Here is a 23,411-nt window from a genome sequence, read left to right on the forward strand (position 1 = left end):
CCCCGCCGGCGCCGGCGGGGCTTTCGCCTCCATTTGGTTCCTGTTCGGTTCATTTGGCAACCGCTGCCGGTGCCAGCCACCATCGCATATGATGAACCCCCGGAATGAAGCCATTCTTCATTCCGGGGGTTCATCATATTCCGCCTCCGGTTACCACATGAAGCGATTACGAGCCATGAAGCCCGTCGTCGGTCATCACAACCGCAGAGTCGACCGTCCGGCGCCTCCAGACCACCGCTCAGCCCTCCGCGGCGGCACGCTCCTCGGGTGTCCAATCCTCGGGCACCTCGCCGATCACATGGCACGGGTTCCCCACGGCGATCGCGTTCGCAGGGATGTCGTGCGTGACGACCGATCCGGCGCCGATGATCGCGTTGTCGCCGATGGTCACGCCCGGGCAGACCACCACGTTGCCGCCGAGCCACACGTTGTTCCCGATCGCGACGTCCTCGTTGTGCTGCCATCCTTCGAGCCGCGGCTTGGCGGGGATCGCATGGTTCGGCGTGTAGATGCTCACGCGCGGCCCGATGAGGCAATCGGAGCCGATGGAGATCGGTCCGCCGCCCACGATGAGGAAGTCCATGTTGATGAACGTGCGGTCGCCGATGCGCAGCCCCAACCCGTAGTCGAGGCGGATCGGCGGCCGGAAGTCGACGCCTTCGCCGGCTCCGGGCACGAGTTCGCGGAACAGCCGTTCCGCCTCGGCGGTGTCGTCGAAGTAGATACGGTTGATCGTCGCGCACGTGGATTGCGCCTCGCGCGTGAGTTCCGGCAGGATGTCCGATTTGCGGTATTGCAGCCAGTCGTCGGCGAACAGGGCGGCGACGTCCGGATGGTCGCGTTTGAGCGCTTCGAGGTCCCGCTTGGGAACGTGGGTGGTCATGGTTTGCCTCGATTCGGTTGACGATGGGAACGATGCTTGGCGGCGGGACACGATGCGGGCGGTGCGACGCGCGATGCGCGTGCCCGGCCCCGCCCGCGTCACCAGCGGCCGTCGCGGCGCAGCCGGGCGCGCAGGGCGACGCCGAAGCCGGAGAGGATGAGGGCGATGAGGGATGCGATGGCCATGGTGGCGGTCCTTTCGTGGTTCGGGCCCGGATCGGGCGGTCGTGGTCGAGAGAAAAGGTCGGGCCCGGCCGGGAGGTTCCCGGTCGAGCCCTGATGGAAGGAATTCAGGAGAAGAGCGGTAGGCCGGTCCGGCCTGGGCCATGAATCCGGCCCATGAGTCCGGTCATGCCGCGGCGGTCACCTTGGCGACGCGGGCGCGCAGGCTGGTCTCGATCTCCTCAAGGGAGCGGTTGCGGGTCTCGAAGACGTACTTCGCGACGAACCACACGGACGCGATGCAGATCACGCCGTAGCCGATGAACAGGCTGCCGGTGCCGAACAGGTTGGGCAGGTAGGGGAAGGTGAGGGACACGACGGCGTTCGCGGCCCAGTTGATGACGCTGGAGAACGAGGTGCCGAGGCCACGGATGTTGAGCGGGAACACCTCGCCGATCATGATCCACATGACCGGGCCCCACGTGCCGGAGAAGAACGCGATGTAGACGGTGAGCGCGATGACGCACACGATGGCGGCGGTGTGCGATCCGCCGGAGAACTTCATCGCGAAGCTCATGACGAACAGGGAGACGCCCATGCCCACGGCGCCGACGATGAGCATCGTGCGACGGTCGACCTTGTCCATGATGGCGATGGCGATGGCGGTGACGATCACGTTGAAGATGCCGATGCCGATGCCGATGTGCGCGATGAGCGCGGCGGACACGCCGAAACCGACATCGGTGAAGATCGTCGGAGCGTAGTAGAGGACGGTGTTGCAGCCCATGACCTGCTGGAAGATCGCCAGTCCGATGCCGATGACCAGCGCCGGGCGGACGGTCGGTCCGAACAGTTCGGCGAAGCCCTTGTTCTCGAGCTTGGCCTGGCCTTCGATCTCGTGCAGCTCCTGCGCGACCTTGGTCTGGTCGTTGTCGTAGATCTGGCCGAGCACGGCCTTGGCGGCGTCCAGATCGCCGGTGCGCACGAGGAAGCGCGGGGATTCGGGCAGGAACAGGCCGCCGAGGAACAGGATGATGGCGGGCAGGGCGGCGAAGCCGAGCATCCAGCGCCATCCGTGGACCATGAACGAGAACGTGTAGTTCGTGATGTACGCGAGCAGGATGCCGGTCATGACCATGAGCTGGAACAGGCCGGAGACGGTGCCGCGCTTGCTCGCCTGGGAGAGCTCGCCCAGGTAGGTCGGGATCAGCGCGGAGGCGACACCCACGGCGAGGCCGAGGACGATGCGGGAGATGATGAGGGTCCAGAATTCGGGCGAGAATCCGGAGCCGAGCGCGCCGACCGTGAAGATGACGGCGGAGATGAGCAGCAGCTTGCGGCGGCCGAGCTTGTCGGACATCGGCCCGATGAACGCGGCGCCGAGCACGGCGCCCAGCAGCACGGCGCTGACGACCCAGCCCTGCTGCCATGCGCCCAGGTTCATCTGCTTCTGGATGAAGAGGATGGCTCCGGAGATCACGCCGGTGTCGTAGCCGAACAGCAGGCCGCCGAGCGCTCCGAAGAAGTAGACGACTCCCTTGGGGAGTTTCCTTGTGGTGTTCATATGTTCTTCCTTGAATCGATTTGCGTCACCGATGGACCAAGCACCCCTGCTTGCGGTGGTCAGCATCGTTCGCGGAAACGGCCATCCCACACGCCGACGCTCACGGTCTGCTGTAGGATAGGTGCGTTCCCATGAACGTCCGTCATGACGTTGATGTGGAACATTCGGGATGGCAGCCGCTACGGCCTCAATCGAAGGGGCTGCCATCCCCTTTTCGTATTCAGTTATGCATGTGGCTTCCGCTCCCGCCGGCGGGAGCCGTCGCATCGCGGAGGAATCCCCCACCCGATGTTCACGCCCCCGCCGGCGGGAGCCGCCGCATCACGATGGGCATCCCACCGGATACCGATATTCACGCCCCCGCTGGCGGGAGCCGTCGCATCGCGGAGAGATTCCCCACCCGATGTTCACGCCCCCGCTGGCGGGGGCTGTCGGCGAAGCCGACTGGGGGTGGTCACGATCCGATGCGGAACCACCCTCAGACCGCCTACGGCGGCCAGCTCCCGCCAGCGGGAGCCGAAGCGGTATGGCGGACGGGGATGACCCCGTCATACGGGATTGGCTCCCTCGGTCGAGGGAGCCAATCGGCATCACGCCTCGTTCCGCAATTACGGAGCGCTACGCGCGCCACGTATCAGCTCGGCTTCGGCTCCCGCCTCGACCTCGCCCGAGGCTACCCGAAAGCCCACCGGGCTTTCGGCTCACGCCTCGGCCAGAGCGTCGATGATGTAGTTGTTGATGGTGGCCTTGACCTGCTCGAGGTGATCGGACTTGGTGGCGGCGCGCAGCTCGGCCTGGGTCTTGTCGAGGCTGTACTCCTCAAGGGAGGCGAGCGTGACGTTGCCGTCCTCGATGTCCTTGCCGATGCCGGACTCGTAGGAGCTGTAGCGATCGGCCTGCAGATCCTCGATGTAGTGGTCCTCGTGCATCTTGGCGGCGACCAGGAGGCCGGCGGCGTAGGAATCCATGCCCACGATGTGCGCGCGGAACAGGTCGTCGGCGGCGAAGGAGGTGCGGCGCGGCTTGGCGTCGAAGTTCAGACCGCCGTGGGGGCCGATCGAACCGTTGGCGAGGACCTCCCACATCACGGCGACGCAGTCGTACAGGTCGGACGGGAACTCGTCCATGTCCCAGCCGATGAGCTTGTCGCCCTGGTTGGCGTCGAGGGAGCCGAGGATGCCGTTCTCGCGGGCGAAGCGGACCTCATGCTGGTAGGAGTGGCCGGCCAGGTTGGCGTGGTTGCCTTCGAGGTTCAGCTTGAACACGTCGTCCAGGTCGAAGGTCTTGAGGAAGGCGAGCGCGGCGGCTGCATCGAAGTCGTACTGGTGCGAGGTCGGCTCCTTCGGCTTCGGCTCGATGAGGAACTGGCCCTCGAAGCCGATCTCCTTGGCGTAGTCGGCGGCGAGGTGGAAGAGCTTGGCCATGTGGGCCTGCTCGCGGTGCATCTGCGTGTTCCACAGGTTCTCGTAGCCTTCGCGGCCGCCCCAGAACACGTAGTTCTCGGCGCCGAGGCGCTTGGCGATCTCGAGGCTCTTCTTGACCTGCGCGCCCGAGTAGGCGAAGATGTCGGCGAACGGCGAGGTGGCGGCGCCGGAGACGAAGCGCGGGTTGGTGAACAGGTTCTGGGTGTTCCACAGCAGCTTGACGCCGGTGGACTTCATGTTCTCCTCGATCTTGTCGACGACCTTGTCGAGGTTGGCGTTGGTCTCGCGCAGGGTGTCGCCCTCCGGGGCGATGTCGCGGTCGTGGAAGCAGAAGTATTCGACACCCAGCTTGGTGTAGAACTCGAAGGCGTAGTCGACCTTGGCGAGGGCCAGATCCATCGGGTTGGTGTACTTGTCGTACGGGCGCTCGGCGGTGCCGTCGCCGAATGGGTCGACGAGGCGCTGGTCGAAGGTGTGCCAGTAGGCGACCGCGAAGCGCAGCCAGTCCTTCATCTTCTTGCCGGCGACGACCTTGTCGGCGTCGTAGTAGCGGAAGCCGAGGCCTTCCTTCTCTCCCTTGCGACCGACGTACTCGATCTTGTCGATATCCCACAGACCCATTGCAGTCTCCTTTGATGTTCGTGTTCACTGCGTTCTTCGTCGGATCCGCGTGGCGCCTCAACGCTGTGCGTCGCCATCCGTTTCCGATTGACGATTCAATATGTTAAATGGTCGAACAATGTTTGTCAATCGAATGAACTTAATGGGCCGCATACGGCGTGTCCCCAATGATTCCAACGTTTTCCCACATCGGTAAATCACCGCCCCAACGCGCCCCACTGCAACAAATGGCAACTCCATCCCCAAAATGCCGGCAGCCGGTATCCCCTCTCTCCGAAGCAACCGACACCCCACCCCACCGAAGCAACCGACACCCCGCCACACCAGAGCAGCCAGCCGCACTACCTCACCACCAAGGTCCCCTACCGACCAAGAACTCCACCATCCCTACGGCCAAGGAGCCACGCCCCCGGCATCGTCAACCCCCGGCATCATCAACCCCCGGCCCAAACACCCGTTATCTCCGATGTACAGCGCCAAACACCCGATTCAATGCCCCCGAACCGTCCATTTGACGCTGTAGACAGCAAAAAACGGGGGTTTGCGCCGGGTGGGCAGTCGCCGGCGCAAGACGGAGGCATGATTCGGAGCACAACCGCCGGCACAACACAAGGCGCCCCCGCCGGCACAACGCGAGGCGCCCCGCCGGCACAACACAAGGCGCGCCCCCGCCGGCACAACACAAGGCGCCCCGCCGGCACAACACAAGGCGCGATTCGAGGTACGACCGCTGAAACCACTCGCGAATCTACCAGCGCACCTGCGCGGGACCGCCGAACCCGCCGGCACCGGCACCGGCACCGCCGCCGTACACTTGAGCGGCGCTCATCTCCTGGGCCATCTGCATGAGACGCTTGATGCGGTCCTCGGTCGGCGGATGGGTGGAGAACAGCTTCGAGAATCCGGCGGCGGAGAACGGGTTGGCGATCATCATCGCGGAGACGGACTGCGTGCCGGCGGTCTTGCGCATCGGCGTGGTCTGCGCGCCGTACGAGATCTTGTTGAGCGCGGAGGCGAGCGCCTCCGGATCGCCGGTGAGCACGCTGCCGTCCTCGTCCGCGTCGTATTCGCGCGTGCGGGAGATCGCCAATTGCAGCAGCGAGGCGGCGATCGGCGCGAGGATCGCGCTGAGCAGCACGCCGATCAGTCCGAGCCCGCCGGACGCGTTGTCGCGGTCGTCGCGCGACGTGCCGCCGCCGAAGTACATGAGCGAATAGCCGAGATACGTGATGACGGTCGCCATCGCGGAGGCGACCGCCGAGGTGAGGATGTCGCGGTTGTACACGTGCATGAGCTCGTGGCCGAGCACGCCGCGGATCTCGCGTTCGTTGAGGATCCTGAGGATACCCTGCGTGCAGCAGACGGCGGCGTGGCGTTCGTTGCGCCCGGTGGCGAACGCGTTCGGGCTCATCGTCGGCGCTACGTAGATGCGCGGCATCGGCTTGCCGGCCTTCGCGGACAGTTCGCGGACGATCCGATACAGCGTGGGCGCCTCCGCCTCGCTGACCTCCTGCGCCCCCATCGACGCGATGGCGAGCTTGTCGGAGAACCAGTAGGAGAAGAACGTGGAGCCGAGTCCGATGAGGATGAAGATGCCGAGGGTCCCTCTACTGCCGCCCGTGGCCCACCAGACCAGCATGACGACGGCCCACATCAACCCGAAAAGCAGGGTCGTCTTCAGGCCATTGTGATGGCCGTGCACACGCATTTTGCCGTCCATAGGGCTCACGCTAACGGGGATATCTGAAATTTCGCTGGACGGCAACCGAGCGCGACGCGAACGCAGCCACCGGCGCGACGCACCCCCACGTCCGCCATGCGATGTTTCACGTGAAACACCCACCTCGCCCCGCGCCCCCCCCAGCCGGCTCCGCCGACAACCCCCTCGCCAGAGGGTGCCGAGACAGGACGACGAAGCCCTCACTTCGCCATCGCCGACGAGTGAATCCCGTCCAGCGCCGAGACCAGTCCGGCGACCAGATCGTACTGCCCGACCGCGTCGGTCATCACCGCGATCACGTAATCGCCGGAACCGGTCGTGACGATGCCGGCGTCGTTCAGCGCCTTGTAGTCGCCGTCGTCGATCCACCCCGCCTTCGTGTACACGGCATAACCGTCCGAACCGCCCAGCGCGTTGTGGATGCTCGAGTTGAGCGTATCGGTGAACTCGCCCGCGAGCCACTGCCGCGCCGCATCGGACGTGGCGGGCTTCGACCCGCGCACGGCGAGCGTCGCATCGCCGTGGAACAGGTAGCCGTATCCCATCGTCCACATGCGCGCCATGTCGGTCGACGAGATGTCGAGGTACGCGCCACTCGTCACGTCGGCGCCCACATGCGCGCGCGTCGCCCACGCGGCGAACGAGCCGGACCCGTACGTGCGGTGGAGCGCGGCGAAACTGCTGTTGTCGGACACGGTGACCGTCTGCGCGATGAGCTGGTTCACGCCCGCGCCGGTCGAGGTCAGCGTCATGTCCGACGCGATCGCCGACTCGTCCTCGCCGGACGCGGCGGCGGTCGCGCCGGTCGTGTCGCCGTCGCCGGACGACACCGGCTTGCCGTCGGCGCCGACGCCGGTCGGATCGGAGTCCGACGACTGCGCGACCGCGTCGAGATCGACGGTGCCGGTCGCGGCGAGCGCGAGGATGTACGGTCCTTTGATCGCGGAGGCGGAGTAGCGCGCGTCGCCGCCGTGCACGGCGAGCGCGCGGTAGGTCGTCATGTCGACCATCGTGACGGAGACGCCGTATCCGGCGGACGTGACGGTCGCGACGGCCTGGTCGAGGGCCGCGCGATCGTCGTCGGAGAGCGTGAATCCTTCCGTGGAGACGTCGGCGTTGCCGTCGAGCTTGCCGAGCGCCGCCACCGCGCGTTCCGCGGCGGTGAGCGCGCGCGGCTTGCTCGCGGCCGTGCGGCTCAGCGAGGGGTGTCCGGCGGCGCTCACCGCGTCGCCCGCGCCGGACAGCCAGCCGGGCACGTGCGCGACGACGGCGACGACGAAGCAGATGACGGCGAGCGCGGCCGTGCCGACGACGATGCGACGGCGGCGGTAGACGGCGCGCATGCGTTTCGACGCGCGCTGGTATTGCGTCGTGTGATGGCGGCGCGTGGTCTTGCCGGAGTTGCGCGACTGCGGGAGGGAGGTCCGGCCGTTGCGGCCGCCGCGCGGCGAGCGGGCGCCGCCCGACCTGCCCCCTCGCGGAGAGCCGGCGGAACGCGACTGCTTCATGATGACCACCTTCCCGATGCGCAAACGGGCGACGGGCGTGGGGACGGACTATCGAACCGTTTGATGAACCTGTATACGAGAATATGACGAAGCCGCGATTGGCGGGGGTTCGCACGAATCATCGTGCGGAACCACCGCCGATCGCGGCTTCGGTGCGATGCGTCGCGGGACGCGGATGTTTCACGCGGTTTCACATCGTGTCACGTGAAACACGATGTGAAACAGGCGGTGCGATCACTCGGCGTGGGCGAGCTCGCGCATCTGGGCGGGCTCGATGACCTTCTTGTGCTCGCGGCCCTCCTTCGCGCCTTCGGCGCGTTCGAAGGCGTCGACCTTCTTCCAGCCGGCGAAGTCGATCGGCTTGACGCCACGCTCGGCAAGCAGGCGGTCGATGGACTCGGGGTCGCGGTCGGCGGCCACGCGGCCACCTTCGGCGGCCTTGGCGAGATCCTCGAGCATGTTGGTGACGATGGCGAGCGCGTCGGACTTGGTGGAGCCGATCAGGCCGACCGGGCCGCGCTTGGCCCAACCGGTCGCGTAGAGGCGTTCGCGCACCTCGCCGCCTTCGGCCTCGGTGGTGATGCGGCCGTCGCCGTTCGCGTTGGCGAGGTGGGCGCCGTGGTCGTCGTAGGCGATGCCGGGGGCCTCGGCCGGCTGGTACCCGATCGCGTGGTAGACGGCCTCGACCGGGTAGTCGGTGAACTCGCCGGTGCGGTGCATCACGCCGTCGGCGCCGGTCTCGGTGCGCTCGACGCGGATGGCCTTCACCTTGCCGTCCTCGCCGACGATCTCGGTGGGCGCGGAGTTGAAGTGGACGTAGTACTTGCGGTCGGCCGGGTTGCCCTCGTAGTCGACGTCGCCGTCGTCCTCCATGTCCTCGGCCATCTCGCGGATGGCGAACAGCTCCTCGACCATCTGGCGGGTGAGCTTGTCCTTGCCGGCGACCTCGATGGTGTCGTCGTCCAGTTCGAAGTCGTCCTCGTTGATGATGAGCTGCACGCCGGGCAGCTTCTCCATCTCGCGCAGCTCCTGCACACTGAACTTCGCCTGGGCGACGCCGCGGCGGATGAACAGGTGGAGCACCTTGGCCTTGTTGTTCCGGATGCCTTCGTAGACGTTGTCCGGGATGTCGGTCTTGGCCTTGAGGTCGTCGGCGTTGCGCATGAGCTCGCGCGCGACGTCCATCGCCACGTTGCCGCCGCCGATCACGGCGACGTTCTCGGCCTCAAGCGGCCATTCGCGGGCGCCCGTGGGGTAGCCGTCGTACCATTCGACGAACTTGGCGGCGCCGTACACGCCGTCGAGGTCGGCGCCGGGGATGCGCAGCGGCTTGTCCTTGACGGCGCCGGTGGCGAACAGCACGGCGTCGTAGCGGGCGAGCAGGTCGTCGAGGGTGACGTCCTTGCCGAACTCCACGTCGCAGTACAGGTGGATGTCCGGGTTGTCGAGCGTCTTCTCGAGCGCGGAGGCGATGAACTTGATGGACGGGTGGTCGGGGGCCACGCCGTAGCGGACCAGGCCGAACGGCACGGGCAGCTTCTCGAACAGGTCGATGCGGGCCTTGGTGCCGAGGCCCAGCTCCTCGCCGAGCTTCTTGAGCTGGCGCAGGAAGATGTCGGAGGAGTAGACGCCGGCGGGGCCCGCGCCGATCACGGCGATGCGGAGTTCGTTTGCAGTCGCGTTGGTTGCGGTATTCGAAGATTCAGTCACGCGTAACAGGTTATCGCAAGCCGCCGAATCGCGGTACCCCTGTTTTCCGCGTATTTCCGTGTGTTTTCGCACATTCCGCACATTCCCGCCCGCCTCGGCGTCCGCGCACGCCCCGGCATCCCGTTATTCGTCCCTCTCCCTTGGCCGTGCTCCGGCGGAACCCGTTCACCTGATTGGTCATCGAGCGTCATATCATGTTTCCCGATCGCGCGCCATGATGCCGCGATATCGGAGCATCCACCGACACCAAAGGACAGAATCATGAGTGAGAGAGAGAAGACGACCGCGTCGGAGCCCGCACCCGCGAGTGCCGGCACGGAATCAACCAAGGAAACCACCAAGGAATCCAGCACCGTCGTGCGCGACAAGGGCGACGCCGGCTACGCGAAGGAGCTCAAGCCCCGCCACATCCAGATGATCGCCATCGGCGGCTCGATCGGCACCGGCCTGTTCCTGGGCGCGGGCGGCCGTCTCGCGCAGGGCGGCGCCGTCCTGACCATCGCCTATGCGATCTGCGGCATCTTCGCGTTCCTGATGGTACGCGCGCTGGGCGAGCTGGCGATCCGACGCCCGTCGTCGGGCGCGTTCGTCTCCTACGCCCGCGAGTTCCTGGGCGAGAAGGGCGCGTACATCACCGGCTGGATGTTCTTCCTCGACTGGTCCACCACCGTCATGGCCGACATCACCGCCGTCGCCGTGTACTTCCACTACTGGAAGGCGTTCGCCGACGTGCCGCAGTGGCTACTCGCGCTCGGCGCGCTGGCCCTCGTGTTCGTGCTCAACATGATGAGCGTGAAGATGTTCGGCGAGGCCGAGTTCTGGTTCGCCGCGATCAAGGTGTTCACGATCATCGCGTTCATGGTCATCGCCATCTGGGCGATCGTCACCGGCGCGCCGGTCGGAGACACGCACGCCGGCATCGCCAACATCACCGAGCACGGCGGCTTCTTCCCGATGGGCATCGCGCCCGTGTTCGCGCTGACGCTGGGCGTCGTGTTCGCGTTCGGCGGCACCGAGATGGTGGGCGTCGCGGCCGGCGAGGCGCAGGAGGCCAAGGAGGTGCTGCCGAAGGCCATCAACTCGATGATCATCCGCATCTTCGTGTTCTACGTGGGCTCCGTGATCCTGATGGCGCTCGTCCTGCCGTACACCGCGTACTCGTCGAACGAATCCCCGTTCGTCACGTTCTTCTCCGGCATCGGCATCCCGCACGCGGGCGACGTGATCCAGGTGGTCGTGCTCACCGCCGCCCTCTCGTCGCTGAACGCCGGCCTGTACGCCACCGGCCGCACGCTGCGCTCGATGGCCATCGCCGGCTCCGGCCCGAAGTTCGCGGCCCGCATGAACAAGCACCACATCCCGTACGGCGGCATCATCATCACGTCCGCGCTGGGTCTGATCGGCGTGGTGCTCAACGCGGTGCTGCCGTCCGACGCGTTCGACATCATCATGAACCTCGCCGGCATCGGCATCGCCGGCACGTGGGCCTCCATCCTCGTCACGCACCTCGCGTTCCTCAGGAAGGTGAAGGCCGGCGAGGAGACGCGCCCCGAATACCGCATGCCGGGCGCCCCGTACACGAACTACGTGTCGCTGGTGTTCTTCGCGATCGTCGTGATCTCGAACCTGACGAGCGCCTCCGGCCGTTGGACGCTGGCCCTGTTCGTCGTCGTCGTGATCGCCATGGTCATCGGCTGGTACTACGTGCGCGGGCGCATCGACGGCAACCTGCTCGACGAGATGCTCGACGCCGACGCGGTGGACGAGGTCGAAGCCGCCAAGTAACGCCGCCAAGTAGAAGGGCAATCATCATGCGCATTCACATCACGTACACGGGCGGCACGATCGGCATGGTCAGCTCGCCGCACGGCCTCGCCCCCGGCGCCGACATGCTCGGCTGGCTGCACGGGCTGCTCGACGGCACGCAGATCGGCACCGACGACGTCTCGTACACCGAGCTCGACCCGCTGATCGACTCGTCGTGCGCCACGCCGGACAGCTGGCAGGCGATCATCGACGACCTGCGCAGGCACCGCAACGACGCCGACGCGTTCGTCGTGCTGCACGGCACCGACACGATGAGCTACTCGTCGGCCGCGGTGTCGTATGCGCTCACCGGCTTCGGCAAGCCGATCGTGTTCACCGGATCGCAGTATCCGCTGGGCATGGTCGAGACCGATGCCACGGCCAACGTGACCGGCGCGCTCAACGCGGTGGTCAGCGGCCGGGCGCACGGCGTCTCGCTGTTCTTCGGCCATCATCTGATCGCCGGCAACCGCGTGAGCAAGGTGTCGTCGTGGGCGTTCGAGGGCTTCGACGCGCCGTCGGCCGGACTGCTCGCGCAGACCGGCGCGCCCTGGCACTGGGAGTCCTACGAGGGCCGCGGCGAAGGCTGGTACGATCCGCTGCCATACACGCGGCATGACGTGCCCGTGATCGACATGGCGCCGGGCATCACGGCCGCACGTCTTGAGGCCATGCTCACGCCGCGCCCCGAAGCGGTGCTGATCCGCGCGTACGGCGTGGGCAACGTGCCGTGCACCGAGCCCGGCCTGACCGACGTGCTCGCGAAGGTGTTGGACGAGGGCGTGCCCGTCGTGGTGGCCTCGCAGTGCCAGCAGGCGACCGTGCTGCTCGGCCACTACGAGGCCGGCGACGCGATCGCCCGCGCGGGCGCGGTCGGCACGGGCGACATGACGCTCGAAGCCGCCTACGCGAAGATCGTGTTCCTGCTCTCGCAGGGCCTGACCGGCAAGGATCTCGCCGCCTGGATCCCCCGATCCATCGCCGGCGAGATCACCGTGTGAGCGTGTGAGCTCGCCCTTCAGCCGCCGCGTGCTGGACCGTGATTGCCGCTAATCCCGGTCCAGCACGGCGGTGAGCGCCCACAGGATGCTCACCACGTCGATGCCTTCCTGCAGGAACGCGCCGACGACCACCGGGATCAGATCGAACGCGGCCGCGACCATGCCGACGACGGCGAGCGCGAGCCCCGCGACCACGGCCTGGAGCATCACGCGCTTGGTGCGCCGCGCGATGGCGATGGCGCGCGGCACGGCGGCGATGTCGTCGTTCATCACGACGACCTGCGCCGATTCGGAGGCGGCGGTGGACGTGCCGTCGGTCATCGCGACGCCGATACCCGCTGCCGCCAGCACCGGCGCATCGTTCACCCCATCCCCCACCATCATCGTGACGGGCGCAGTGGCCGCACGCACCGCGGCCACCTTGTCTTCGGGGAACAGTTCGGCATGCACCTCGTCGATGCCGACCTCGCGCGCGACGATCGAGGCCGAGGCCCGCTTGTCGCCGGTGAGCATCGTGAGCTTGGCGACGCCCAGTTCGTGCAGGCGTGCGAGCGCGGCCTTCGTGTTCGCGCGCGGCACGTCGCGCAGCACGATGCGCGCGACCAGCCGCCCGTCCACCGCCACATACGACGCCATCTCATCCGCCGCCAGCATCCCGAACCGGCCCCGCGCCGCAGACCACCCCTCGGCTCGCACAGCTCGCCGGTCCCCGCCAGCGGGGACAGCGATTTCATCCCGCCCCCGCTGGCGGGGGCTGTCGACGGTGACGCGCTCCGCCGCCCACGTCTCCGCGATCTCATCCTGCCCCCGCTGGCGGGGGCTGTCGGCCGAAGGCCGACTGGGGGTGGCCGTCGTCACGAATCCGTCCTCGCCCGCGGCCGCGAACGCCAGCCGCCCGACGCGCACCGCATGCCCGTTGACCTCGGCGGAAATCCCCTTGCCGGGTTCCTCCTTCACCTTCGTCACGACCGGATAATCCCGTCCGTATCCGTCATGCCCCGGCACGGTTCCCGCGGCATCGCCCCCGAGCTCGTTCTCCGGGCACTCACGCCGCCCGGCCGCATACCGCGCATGCAGCCGTCCGAGCGCCTCGCGCCCGGCCGCCGCGATGCCCTTGGCGAGCACGTGAACCGAATAGCTTTCGACCACGCCCGCGAACATCAGCACATGATCCTCGTCGAGCTTCGCCGCACGCACATCCGCACCACGCACATCCGCACCACCGGCATCCGATCCGCGGGCCACACCCGTGCCACGGGCCACACCCGCGAATCCGCCATCATCCGCGCCATCATCCACCATCTCCACGCGCACGACCTGCGGCTGTTTGACGGTCAACGTGCCGGTCTTGTCGAAGAACACCTGCGTGACGCGCCCCAGCTGTTCGATCACATCCTGCGTCTTGATGAGCACGCCGGCGGCGGCGAGGCGCGACGTGCCGGCGATGTACGCGACCGGCGCGGCGATGAGCAGCGGGCAGGGCGTGGCGAGCACGAGCACCTGCGCGAACCGCAGCGGCGTGCCGGCCACCGCCCACGCGACGCCGGCGATGAGCAGCGAGAGCAGCGTGAACGGCACGGCGAGCCGGTCCGCGGTCCGCACGACCGCCGGCCGCGACTCCTGCGCCTGGCTCACCATCGCGAGAATCCGCTGGTATTGCGAGTCGGCGGCGACTTCGACGGCGCGCATGGCGAGCGTCGTCGCACCGTTGACCGCGCCGGACATGACGCGCGCGCCCGCGTACACTTCGCGCGGCACCGGTTCGCCGTTGATCGCACTCAGGTCGAGCGTGGCCGCGCCGGACAGCAGTTCGCCGTCGACCGGCACGGTTTCGCCGGGCAGCACGATGATCACGTCGCCGAGTCGCACCTGGTCGACGGGCACGGTGTCGAATCGCGCGTCCGCTCCCGGCCGTACGCGCGCGTCGGCGCGCGCGACGGCCGGATCGCAGGTTTCCGGGTCGCGGCCGGTGAGCGCGCACACGGCGTCCGCGGCGTGGCCTTCCGGTCCGGTTCCCCGACCGGACGCGCCCCGAGCGGCGGCGTGCGCGGTGGCGTGTGCGGCGGTCACGTGGCGGAATCCGTCGTCGTCGCGAATCGGCGCAATGTTGCGGGCCGCACGAGACGCCGTTTCCCTGCCCACGCCGGGCAGGTTCGCGACGTGCGCGGTGCGCGGCGCCGCGTCGAGCAGCGCGGTGAGGCTGTGTTCCGCCTTCGACTGCGCGTATTCCTCGATCGCCTCGCCGGACGTGACCATGAGCACGACCGCCCAGGACGCCCAGTATTCGCCCACGCCGAGCGTGGACAGCATGGCGAGCACGGCGAGCAGGTCGATGCCGACCTGACCGTGGCGGATGTCGTCGATCATGCCGATGACGGTGCCGATCACGGTGTATGCGACAAGCGCGACGACGATCCACTGACCGAGCGAGGGGTGGGTCAGCGCGGCGAGCACGGATGATGTGAGGGATGCGGACGACGCGGACGACGCAGACGATACGGACCCCGGGAACGCGCTCCACAGGCGGACATCCCACAGCAGCGCGACGGGAATCGCGGAGAGGATGACGACCGGCAGCATCGGCAGGCGACGGCACAGGTCGATGACCGCGGGGATGATGCCGCGATGGCGTGATGGGGCGGATGAGGCCGCAGGAATGGGGTTGGCTTGCGAATCGTGGGTCTGTGCATCGCCACGAGGCTTCGACGAAGCGGTTCGGGATCGGTCGCCGGAATCGGTGAGGGAAGGGGATGAGAGCTGGCTCATCTGATGCTCCTTACGATGGTACGGGCCGGGCGTGCCGCTTTGCACTTACTTGGCCTTGACGGTATGCAAAACGTGACGCACGGCAGGTGCGGTCACGCCTTGTTAACCCATCGGCGGGCATCGGTGGCGGGAGAGAAGAGAGATTGGTCGCGGATTGCCGAAGCGCACGGACCTCCGTAAGACGCCCGTGGGCCAATCGGCCATGGCCGATTCGGAACCCGCGATTCCCGCATGATGCATCGCTCGATACACGGCGTAAAGAATCGGTATTCGGTTATTGCGCTGCCACTCTAACAGCGGCCCTCGAACGCCGCAACCCGCGGCGTGGGGCGGCCACACGCATGGTGCGCCCCTTGAGGGGAGCGGTCAACGTGGCCGGCGGCGTGACGACGGCGTGACGGTGCATCTGTTTGCGCCCCCTTGAGGGGGAGCTGTCGGCGCAGCCGACTGAGGGGGAGCCAACAGGCACACACCGCGCCGTCGTTCCCCGCTTGCGGTCGGTCCGGAAACGACAAAGCCCCGGCACTCGCGCGAAGCGAATGCCGGGGCCGGACGCTGCCGATCACCACATGTTGAACGGGAAGCCGTCGTTGCCGGAGCCGGAGTCGCCGTTGCCGGAGTCGCCGTTGCCCGAGCCGTCCGAGCCGGAGTCGCCGTTGCCGGAGTCGCCGTTGCCCGAGCCGTCCGAGCCGGAGCCGTCAGAGCCGTCGGAGCCGCTGCCGTTGCTGCCGGTGTCGGAACGGTTGGTGCCGTTGACGGCCTCCTCCTGCTGGTCGAGCGTCACGTCGACGTCCATGGTCTTGCCGTCGCGCACGATGGTGAGCGTCGCCTTGTCGCCGAGGGCCGCGGCGCGCACGAAGCCGAGCAGGGAGGCGTTGCTGGACACGGCGTTGCCGTTGAACGCGACGATCGTGTCGCCTTCCTTCAGGCCGGCCTTGGCGGCCGGGGAGCCGGAGACGACCGCGGAGCCGGACGTGCCCTTGGTGATCTTCGCGCCGGCGCGGGTCACGCCGTCCGCCTCGACCGTGGAGGAGGTGATCGTGATGCCGAGCGCCACGTGCTTGACGGAACCGTTGTCGATGATCTCGTTGGCGACGCGCTTGACGAGGTTCGACGGGATCGCGAAGCCGATGCCGATCGAGCCGGCGGTGCTGGAGGACGACGAGCTGGACGTGGAGGCGATCGACGAGTTGATGCCGATCACCTGGCCGGCCGCGTTGAAGGTCGGGCCGCCCGAGTTGCCCGGGTTGATGGCCGCGTCGATCTGGACCGCGTTGGTGACGATGTCGTTGTTGTTGTCGTCCATCACCGTGACCGGGCGGTTGAGCGCGGAGACGATGCCGGAGGTGGCGGTGTCGTCGTAGCCGAGCGGGTTGCCGACGGCCATGATGTTCTCACCGACGGCGAGCTTGTCGGAGTCGGCGAATTCGACGGCCTTGAGGTCGCTCGGCGGATTGTCGAGCTTGATGACCGCGAGATCGGTGGTGGTGTCGGTGCCGACGACCTGCGCGGAGTACATCTGGCCGTTGGAGAGTGTCACCTGGATCTTCTGGGCGCCGGAGATCACGTGGTTGTTGGTCACGATGTGGCCCTTGGTGTCGAGGATCGCGCCGGAACCCTGCGCGGTGCCGTCGGACAGCTGGGTCTGGATGGAGACCACGGAGCCGGAGACCGCCTTGGCGACGGCCTGCCAGTCGGGGGCTTCGCCGGACTTGGCGGTGGCGGAGCCGGAGCCGGACGTGCTGGAATCCACGTTGGCGAGCGAGCTGGTGGTCGGCACCTTGACGGCGCCGCTCGTGATGGCCGCGTAACCGACGCCGAGGCACAGGCCGGCGGACAGGAGCGCGGCGACCACGCCGATGACCACGCCGCGCACGGTGCCGTTGGAGGCCTTCGGGCGGGCGTTGGGGTTCGGGCCGTTCTGGAAGGCCGGGTCGTTGGGGGCGCCCGGGGTTCCGGGGACTCCGGGGCCGGCCGGTGCGAACGGGTTGCCGTTGTTCGGGATGTTCGGGGCGTTCTGCTCGTTGCCCTGCGGGGCGAACGGGTTGGTGGACGTGCCGGTCATGCCGGCGTACGGGTTGCGGTCCTGCGCGGGCTGCGTACCATGCGCGCCGCCTTGCTCGCCCTGCGCGCCGGCGGCCGGGTTGACGGGCTCGCCGGGCTGCGTGGGAACCGGACCGTAGGCGCCGTATTCGGGGGCCGGACGGTACTGGCCGTACGCGGGCTGGGACGTGGGGATCGGGGTCGTCGGCGCGGCCGGGGCGGCGGAGACCACGGTCTGCTCGCCCTTCGCCGAGGCGTAGTCGGGGGCGACCTCGGGGGTGCCCGACGCGGTGGCCGGGGCGGCGGAGACCGGCGCCACGGGCGCGGTCGGGAAGGTCTGGGTGGGGGCCGCACCGGATGCGGCGGCGGCCTGCGCGCCCTGCACGGCCGCCGGGTCGATGGTTTCGGTGGGCTGCTCGTTCATGGTGGGGGCACCGGCGGCGGGGGTGCCGGCGGCGGGCGCACCATACTCGTTTTGCGGATTCTGCGGCGTCTGCGGCTGCGCGGCCGGGGTCTGACCGCCCTGCGGCTGCGCGTTGCCCTGGTCGCCCTGCGGGTTCCAGCTGTTCTGCTCATCAGCCATAATCGTCTGCTCCTTCATAGGAACGGCGGCTTCGTTATGTTGCCTGTTCGGTCGGTACTTCAGCAATCCCGCCGCCGGTTCGTATTGCTACCTAAGAGTAAAGGCAGTGGCTCTGTAAGTTTCCTGAATGTTCGTTGGAAGTGCAGGGTGAATCTTCTACCGACTTCCCGCATGCGCCCGTCCGGGGCGACCGCCCGGCTCGCCCAGACGGGGTCGCCCGTCCGGGCCGTTGCGCGCACTCGTCCAATGCCACCGCCTATCTCGCTTGCAAGGGGTAGATACGACGGGCCTCGAACTGCTATCCCCGTTGCAAGGGGTACTCCACTGACGGGAAACCCACGCCGGGGCGTTGGAATTCCTCTAAAACCTCCCGGGTACGCCGTCTCCGGCACCCCTCCCAACGGAGATACACATCGGCATACGTTCCGAAATACCCCTCGTAAGCGAGATAGCCCTACGTCGTTCTTCCGTCCGTTCCACCGGCACACATCCCCAGCGGCNCCGCCCGCCTCATCGGCCTTCCCGCAATCCGCTTGTCCGCCTAAAGTGAAGCTATGACCGACAACCCCACGAACACCACAGTCGACGCCGTGCCGGGCGGCGCCTCCACGAACGCCGGCACGGTCGCGACCACGGGCACGCCCGCCCCCGCCGCGATCGACCTCAACGAGCATCCGCGCGGCGCCGCCCCCGGCAAACCCGGCGACCGTGCCGCGTTCTCATTCGAGACCATCACGCGCCTCCCGGACGCGGCCGACGGCAAAGGCAAGGGCGGCGCCCGCTACGGCCGCACCGGCATCATCCACACGCCGCACGGCGACATCAGGACGCCCGCGTTCGTGCCGGTGGGCACGCAGGCCGCGATGAAGGCCGTCCTGCCCGAATCGATGCGGGACCTCGGCGCGCAATGCCTGCTCGCCAACGCGTTCCACCTGTTCGAACGCCCCGGCGAGGACGTGCTCGACGCGGCCGGCGGCCTCGCGAAGTTCATGAACTGGCACGGCCCGACGTTCACCGATTCCGGCGGTTTCCAGGTCATGTCGCTGGGCGTCGGATTCAAGAAGACGCTCGCGATGGACGTGACCGGCATGAAGTCGGACGACATCATCGCGGAAGGCAAGGAGCGCCTCGCCTGGGTGGACGAGGACGGCGTGACGTTCAAATCACCGCTCAACGGCGACGAACACCGTTTCTCCGCCGAGATCTCGATGGGCATCCAGCACAAGATCGGCGCCGACATCATGTTCGCGTTCGACGAGCTCACCACGCTGATGAACACGCGCTCCTATCAGGAGGAGTCGGTGGAACGCACGTACCGTTGGGCGCAGCGCTGCGTGGCCGAGCACCAGCGGCTCACCGAAGCACGCCTCGGCAAGCCGTACCAAGCGCTGTACGGCGTGGTGCAGGGCGCGAACTACGAGGACCTGCGCCGGCATGCGGCCGAGCAGATCGCGTCGCTCGACTTCGACGGCGTGGGCATCGGCGGCGCGATCGAGAAGCGCATCATCGGCGAGACGTGCGCGTGGATCTGCGACGCGATGCCGGAGAACAGGCCGCGCCACGTGCTCGGCATCGCGTCCGTGGACGACATCTTCGCGTGCGTGGAGAACGGCGGCGACACGTTCGACTGCGTGGCTCCCGCGCGATGCGCCCGCAACGGCGCGATCTTCACGCGCCACGGCCGCTACAACATCAAGCGGGCGCAGCACAAGTTCGATTTCGGACCTCTGGAGGAGGGCTGCGACTGCTACACGTGCGCGCATTATTCGCGCGCCTACGTGGATCATCTGCTGCGCGCGCACGAGTTCACCGGGTTCACGCTCGCCACGATCCACAACGAGCGGTTCTTCGTGAAGCTGCTCGACGACATCCGCGCCTCGATCGACGGCGGCTACTTCGAAGAGTTCCGCGACGAATCCCTGGCCCACTTCTACGGCAAGTAGGCACGGCCCGTTCCCCGGCCCCGAGACGCACGACGCACCGCCGCCCCCACTCCCATCCATCACCCCACCACAATCACCACAAAGGCATCACGATGAATCTTCTCGAAGCAATCGACGCGCGCCACGCAATCCGCGCCTACACGGACGAACCGGTCGCAGCGGACGCGCTCGCCGCGCTGCAGGCCGAAATCGACGCGTGCAACGCGGCGAGCGGCCTGCACATCCAGATGGCCGCCGGCCTGGACGACGCGTTCCTCGGGTTGAAGACGCACTACGGCCGGTTCAAGGGCGTGCATAACGCGATCGCGTTGATCGGGCGCGCGGTCGAGACCGGCACGGACACGGACGGCGCAGACGACGACAGCGACGATCACGGCACCGCGGCCGGAGCCACGCTGCAGTCGTTCAAGGACGCGGACGGCACGCCGGTCTCGCCGGCCGCCGCCGCGCTGCAGGAGCGCGTCGGCTACTACGGCGAACGGCTCGTGCTGCGCGCCGTCCAGCTGGGATTGGCGACGTCGTGGGCGGTGCTGGACGGCGCGGAGACCGTGCCGGCGGCCGACGCGTGGTGGACGTTGGATGCGGGCGAATCCGTGGTGTGGGTGATCGCGTTCGGCCACGGTGCGCGCCCGGGCGGACGGCGCAGGTCCAAGCCGATCGAGGAGCTGGCGAGCGCGGCGGACGACGGCATGGACGGCGGCATGGACGGCGGCACAGACGGCGGGACTGCCGAGACGTGGCCGGATTGGTTCACGCGAGGCGTGGAGGCGGCGATGGCGGCGCCCACGTCGCTCAGCCAGCAGCCGTTCCACTTCACGCTCAACGCGGACGGTTCGGTGACCGCGGAGGCGCTGGACGGCCTGTTCGCGCATGTGGGTCTCGGCTGCGCCAAATACCACTTCGAGGTCGGCGCCGCCCCGCATGAAGTGGAATGGCGTGCCGCCTAGGCGACTCCGGGCATATGCATGTCGGCCTGCGCGTCGGCCGTCGTCGAGCATTTCTTAGGTACATTCCGCGTTTCTTAGGTTGCCTGATTCCTGCATCGGCAACGGAGTGAAGACGATTGCACCATGCAATCCCGCCGACACCCACCCAAGAAACGCAACAAGTACCTAAAAAACGGGGGCGGAACACTGCCCTTCCACCGCGACACGCCGAAGGCGCGTCCGATTTGCGTCTCACGCGGGAGCAGTGCTAAGTTATCCACTTGTCTGCGAGTGTGGCGGAATGGTAGACGCGCTGTCTTCAGGTGGCAGTGAGTGTATGCTCGTGGGGGTTCAACTCCCCCCACTCGCACCAGCAAGAAAGGGCTGGAACCGAAAGGTTCCAGCCCTTTTGCTTTGCCCCACTCCATGTATATACTTGGCTATACATACGGATTGCATACAATCACCTAGGAGGTGGCACCGTGACTACACTGACGCTGAGCAAATGGGGCAACGCCCAGGGAGTGCGGCTGCCGAAGGACATGCGCGAACAGGTGGGCATGCCGGACGGCTCCCGCATCGAGGCGACCATCGAGGACGGCGCCATCGTACTTCGCCCGATTCGCACGAACGTCAGAATCATTCGGGTTCCCCGTCTCGCCGACGTGTTCCGCAATCGCTCCGAAGAGTACAAGGCCGAAGAGGAACTCGGCGGATCTGCAGTAGGCAAGGAGGAGCTGTGACCGCATGGCGCTATGGAGACGTCCTCCTCGTCGACCTTGACCCGGCCAAAGGGCATGAGCAGAGGAAGCGCCGCCCCGTCGTCGTAGTCAGCAACGACGACTTCAACCGCAATTGCAGCCTCACCGTCGTCATCGCGATTTCCCACGGACGCGGCGACTTCGAGCTGCACCTGCCCATCGAAGCCGTCCGGCGTGAGGACGGTGACGGATGGATCGACGGCTATGCACAAGTCGAGCAGATTCGAGCCCTCGACCTCGAAGAACGCAATCCCATCAGAATCGGACGTCTCAAAGACGATGACATGGACCGGATCACCGGAACCCTCATCAGCTGTTACATCCAGCCGGAGATGATGGTCATCCCGAATTATGCGTAACCGCCATCAATACCCCTTCACCGCGCGCGGGCGATCTGCACGGCGGTGCCGGAGGCGGTGACCATGAGCATGGAGCCGTCGGTGCCGAGCACCTCGTAGTCGATGTCCACGCCGACGACGGCGTGGGCGCCGAGTGCCTCCGCACGCTGCTGCATCTCGGCGATCGCCTCGTTGCGCGCGTTCATCAGCTCCTCCTCATAGCCCTGGCTGCGTCCGCCGAACATGTTGCGGAAGCTGGCGCCGATGTCCTTGAACATGTTCACGCCGGCGACGACCTCGCCGAACACGATGCCCTGATAGTTCGTGATCGCATACCCTTCGACCGACGGCGTTGTGGTGACGAGAATCATGATGCCCTCCTTGGCGTCCATCCAGTGACGATCCGGCGCACACCCGGATTCGCATGCGCCCATAAGCTTCAGGATAGCGGCGTGCCGCGCGGGGAATCCCCGGCGCGGGATTCCTCCCCCGCACCTCCAAGCCGACGTATGCCTCTCCCCACCTCATCAACCCCCTATTGAACCGACCCCCTTATCTCATTTCCCCCTTCGCACAACCCGGCTTTACCGAGGGGAGCACATGCACACAAATACAGTCACATCCCATTGTTGAAGCGAGTTTCGCGGAAACCTGCACACTAGTACGACCACATGGTGAATAGGGGGTATCACACGACACATATACCCCCTACTTTCGGGGGCGAGAAGGGGGAAAGGAGCATTCCATACCATGTCATGCGATACCGGCACGGAAGCCAGCAACGCAGCAACCTTCAACCATCGATCCGGCAACCCGGTCAACGGCGACCCAATCAACGGGCACCCGGTCAACGGCGAGCCGATCAACGGGCGCACCGCCGCGCGGCGCAACGCACGCCACCCGACCCATCGACGCCCGGCGACCATCAGCTCAGGCACAGGCGCCGGCGCGGGAGACGGCCCAAGTGCGATGCCGCACGCGACGAACACCCGACGACCCGAAGGCCACACCCAACGACCCGAAGGCCACACCCAACGACACGCCGGACGCAACCGCGGTCCTCATCTCTCAACGCCGACGATGGACGACCTCACCGACCTGCACACCCTGTTCGCCGACCCGCGCACCTGGTGGAACACGCCGAACCACCGCCACAACGACATCGTCCAGACACGCGCGCTTCTGGAGCGGTGGATGGACGATTGGGAACAGTACGGCATCGGCTACTGGGTGATGCGCGACAACCGTTCCGGCCGGTTCCTCGGCGCGGGAGGCATCCGTCGCACCGGCGACATTCTGAGCATGCGCTACTACATTCCGCCACGCCTGTGGCATCGCGGATACGGTTCGTACCTCGCGGCGAGCGCGCAGGAGGTCGCCGCATTGTACGATGCCGCGTTGCCGATCTTCCTCGCATCGCTCGCGCGCAACCACGCCTCCTGCATGATTGCGGACAAGCTCGGGTTCGTCGTGGTGCGCCGCGACGTCGACTTCACCGCCGACGCGGCATCCCGTCGCATCTACGCCGATCGGCCGGTGAGTCTGCACGATCTCACTGACTATCTGAACATACGCGAACGCATATGACACCGGCGATATAGCAGACCACGACGGCCATGCATGAGGCAATCCGGAAGGGGCCGGACCGCCACA

16 protein-coding genes and 1 tRNA gene are annotated in these 23,411 nt (G+C 67.1%); 8 read left to right on the top strand and 9 right to left on the bottom strand.

Going from position 1 to position 23,411, the window contains the following annotated elements; genetic code table 11:
- Positions 1–238 precede the first annotated feature (238 nt).
- The 6 genes from Uis4E_RS03205 to Uis4E_RS03230 all read right to left on the bottom strand — a co-directional run bounded on the left by Uis4E_RS03205 (position 239) and on the right by Uis4E_RS03230 (position 9,591).
- Positions 239–883 carry a sugar O-acetyltransferase gene (locus tag Uis4E_RS03205; protein ID WP_101621829.1) on the bottom strand — a complete coding sequence of 215 codons (645 nt, stop codon included), beginning with the start codon at positions 881–883 and terminating at the stop codon, positions 239–241.
- A 348-nt stretch (positions 884–1,231) separates the two neighbouring features.
- Positions 1,232–2,608, bottom strand: a complete 1,377-nt coding sequence (locus tag Uis4E_RS03210; RefSeq protein WP_101621830.1) for a sugar porter family MFS transporter — start codon at positions 2,606–2,608, stop codon at positions 1,232–1,234.
- Positions 2,609–3,309: 701 nt separating this feature from the next.
- Entirely contained in the window at positions 3,310–4,653 is a 1,344-nt protein-coding gene (gene xylA / locus Uis4E_RS03215) for a xylose isomerase (RefSeq protein ID WP_101621831.1), read from the bottom strand.
- Between the two features lie 748 nt (positions 4,654–5,401).
- Entirely contained in the window at positions 5,402–6,373 is a 972-nt protein-coding gene (gene htpX / locus Uis4E_RS03220; protein WP_101621832.1) for a zinc metalloprotease HtpX, read from the bottom strand.
- A 200-nt stretch (positions 6,374–6,573) separates the two neighbouring features.
- Positions 6,574–7,881 carry a serine hydrolase gene (locus tag Uis4E_RS03225; protein ID WP_101621833.1) on the bottom strand — a complete coding sequence of 436 codons (1,308 nt, stop codon included), beginning with the start codon at positions 7,879–7,881 and terminating at the stop codon, positions 6,574–6,576.
- 234 nt (positions 7,882–8,115) lie between these two features.
- Positions 8,116–9,591 carry an FAD-dependent oxidoreductase gene (locus Uis4E_RS03230; protein ID WP_165784826.1) on the bottom strand — a complete coding sequence of 492 codons (1,476 nt, stop codon included), beginning with the start codon at positions 9,589–9,591 and terminating at the stop codon, positions 8,116–8,118.
- A 261-nt stretch (positions 9,592–9,852) separates the two neighbouring features.
- Here Uis4E_RS03230 and Uis4E_RS03235 point away from each other — a divergent pair, with 261 nt between their 5' ends.
- Together Uis4E_RS03235 and Uis4E_RS03240 are read left to right on the top strand one after the other, a co-directional pair.
- Positions 9,853–11,376, top strand: a complete 1,524-nt coding sequence (locus Uis4E_RS03235; RefSeq protein WP_101621835.1) for an amino acid permease — start codon at positions 9,853–9,855, stop codon at positions 11,374–11,376.
- Positions 11,377–11,402: 26 nt separating this feature from the next.
- Positions 11,403–12,398 carry an asparaginase gene (locus Uis4E_RS03240; protein WP_101621836.1) on the top strand — a complete coding sequence of 332 codons (996 nt, stop codon included), beginning with the start codon at positions 11,403–11,405 and terminating at the stop codon, positions 12,396–12,398.
- A gap of 48 nt (positions 12,399–12,446) precedes the next feature.
- On the opposite strand, the gene Uis4E_RS03245 is transcribed toward Uis4E_RS03240, so the two are convergent.
- Positions 12,447–14,978 carry an HAD-IC family P-type ATPase gene (locus Uis4E_RS03245; protein WP_101621881.1) on the bottom strand — a complete coding sequence of 844 codons (2,532 nt, stop codon included), beginning with the start codon at positions 14,976–14,978 and terminating at the stop codon, positions 12,447–12,449.
- Positions 14,979–15,726: 748 nt separating this feature from the next.
- Positions 15,727–17,790, bottom strand: coding sequence for a S1C family serine protease (locus Uis4E_RS03250; protein ID WP_101621837.1), 2,064 nt, complete (start codon positions 17,788–17,790; stop codon positions 15,727–15,729).
- Between the two features lie 554 nt (positions 17,791–18,344).
- Between Uis4E_RS03250 and tgt the strand changes: the two genes are divergently transcribed.
- The 5 genes from tgt (at position 18,345) to Uis4E_RS03275 (ending at position 21,779) form a co-directional block, all read left to right on the top strand.
- A complete protein-coding gene (tgt, locus tag Uis4E_RS03255) occupies positions 18,345–19,733 on the top strand; it encodes a tRNA guanosine(34) transglycosylase Tgt (RefSeq protein WP_243394300.1) in 1,389 nt (462 codons plus the stop codon).
- Positions 19,734–19,825: 92 nt separating this feature from the next.
- Entirely contained in the window at positions 19,826–20,680 is an 855-nt protein-coding gene (locus Uis4E_RS03260) for a nitroreductase family protein (protein ID WP_101621838.1), read from the top strand.
- Between the two features lie 266 nt (positions 20,681–20,946).
- Positions 20,947–21,032, top strand: a tRNA-Leu gene (locus Uis4E_RS03265).
- 109 nt (positions 21,033–21,141) lie between these two features.
- The gene (locus Uis4E_RS03270) at positions 21,142–21,402 is read left to right on the top strand and encodes an AbrB/MazE/SpoVT family DNA-binding domain-containing protein (RefSeq protein WP_101621839.1); all 261 of its coding nucleotides are present in this window, start codon (positions 21,142–21,144) and stop codon (positions 21,400–21,402) included.
- Positions 21,399–21,779, top strand: coding sequence for a type II toxin-antitoxin system PemK/MazF family toxin (locus Uis4E_RS03275; protein WP_101621840.1), 381 nt, complete (start codon positions 21,399–21,401; stop codon positions 21,777–21,779). Before Uis4E_RS03270 ends, Uis4E_RS03275 begins: the two co-directional genes overlap by 4 nt.
- Positions 21,780–21,796: 17 nt before the next feature.
- Here the strand turns inward: Uis4E_RS03275 and Uis4E_RS03280 are convergent, their stop codons facing one another.
- Complete coding sequence (locus tag Uis4E_RS03280; RefSeq protein ID WP_101621883.1) at positions 21,797–22,129, bottom strand: putative heavy metal-binding protein; 333 nt, start codon at positions 22,127–22,129, stop codon at positions 21,797–21,799.
- 379 nt (positions 22,130–22,508) lie between these two features.
- Between Uis4E_RS03280 and Uis4E_RS03285 the strand changes: the two genes are divergently transcribed.
- On the top strand, positions 22,509–23,345 hold the full coding sequence (locus tag Uis4E_RS03285) for a GNAT family N-acetyltransferase (RefSeq protein WP_101621841.1): 837 nt from the start codon (positions 22,509–22,511) through the stop codon (positions 23,343–23,345).
- Positions 23,346–23,411: the final 66 nt, after the last annotated feature.

It is taken from the genome of Bifidobacterium parmae, assembly GCF_002860365.1.
GTDB lineage: Bacteria > Actinomycetota > Actinomycetes > Actinomycetales > Bifidobacteriaceae > Bifidobacterium > Bifidobacterium parmae.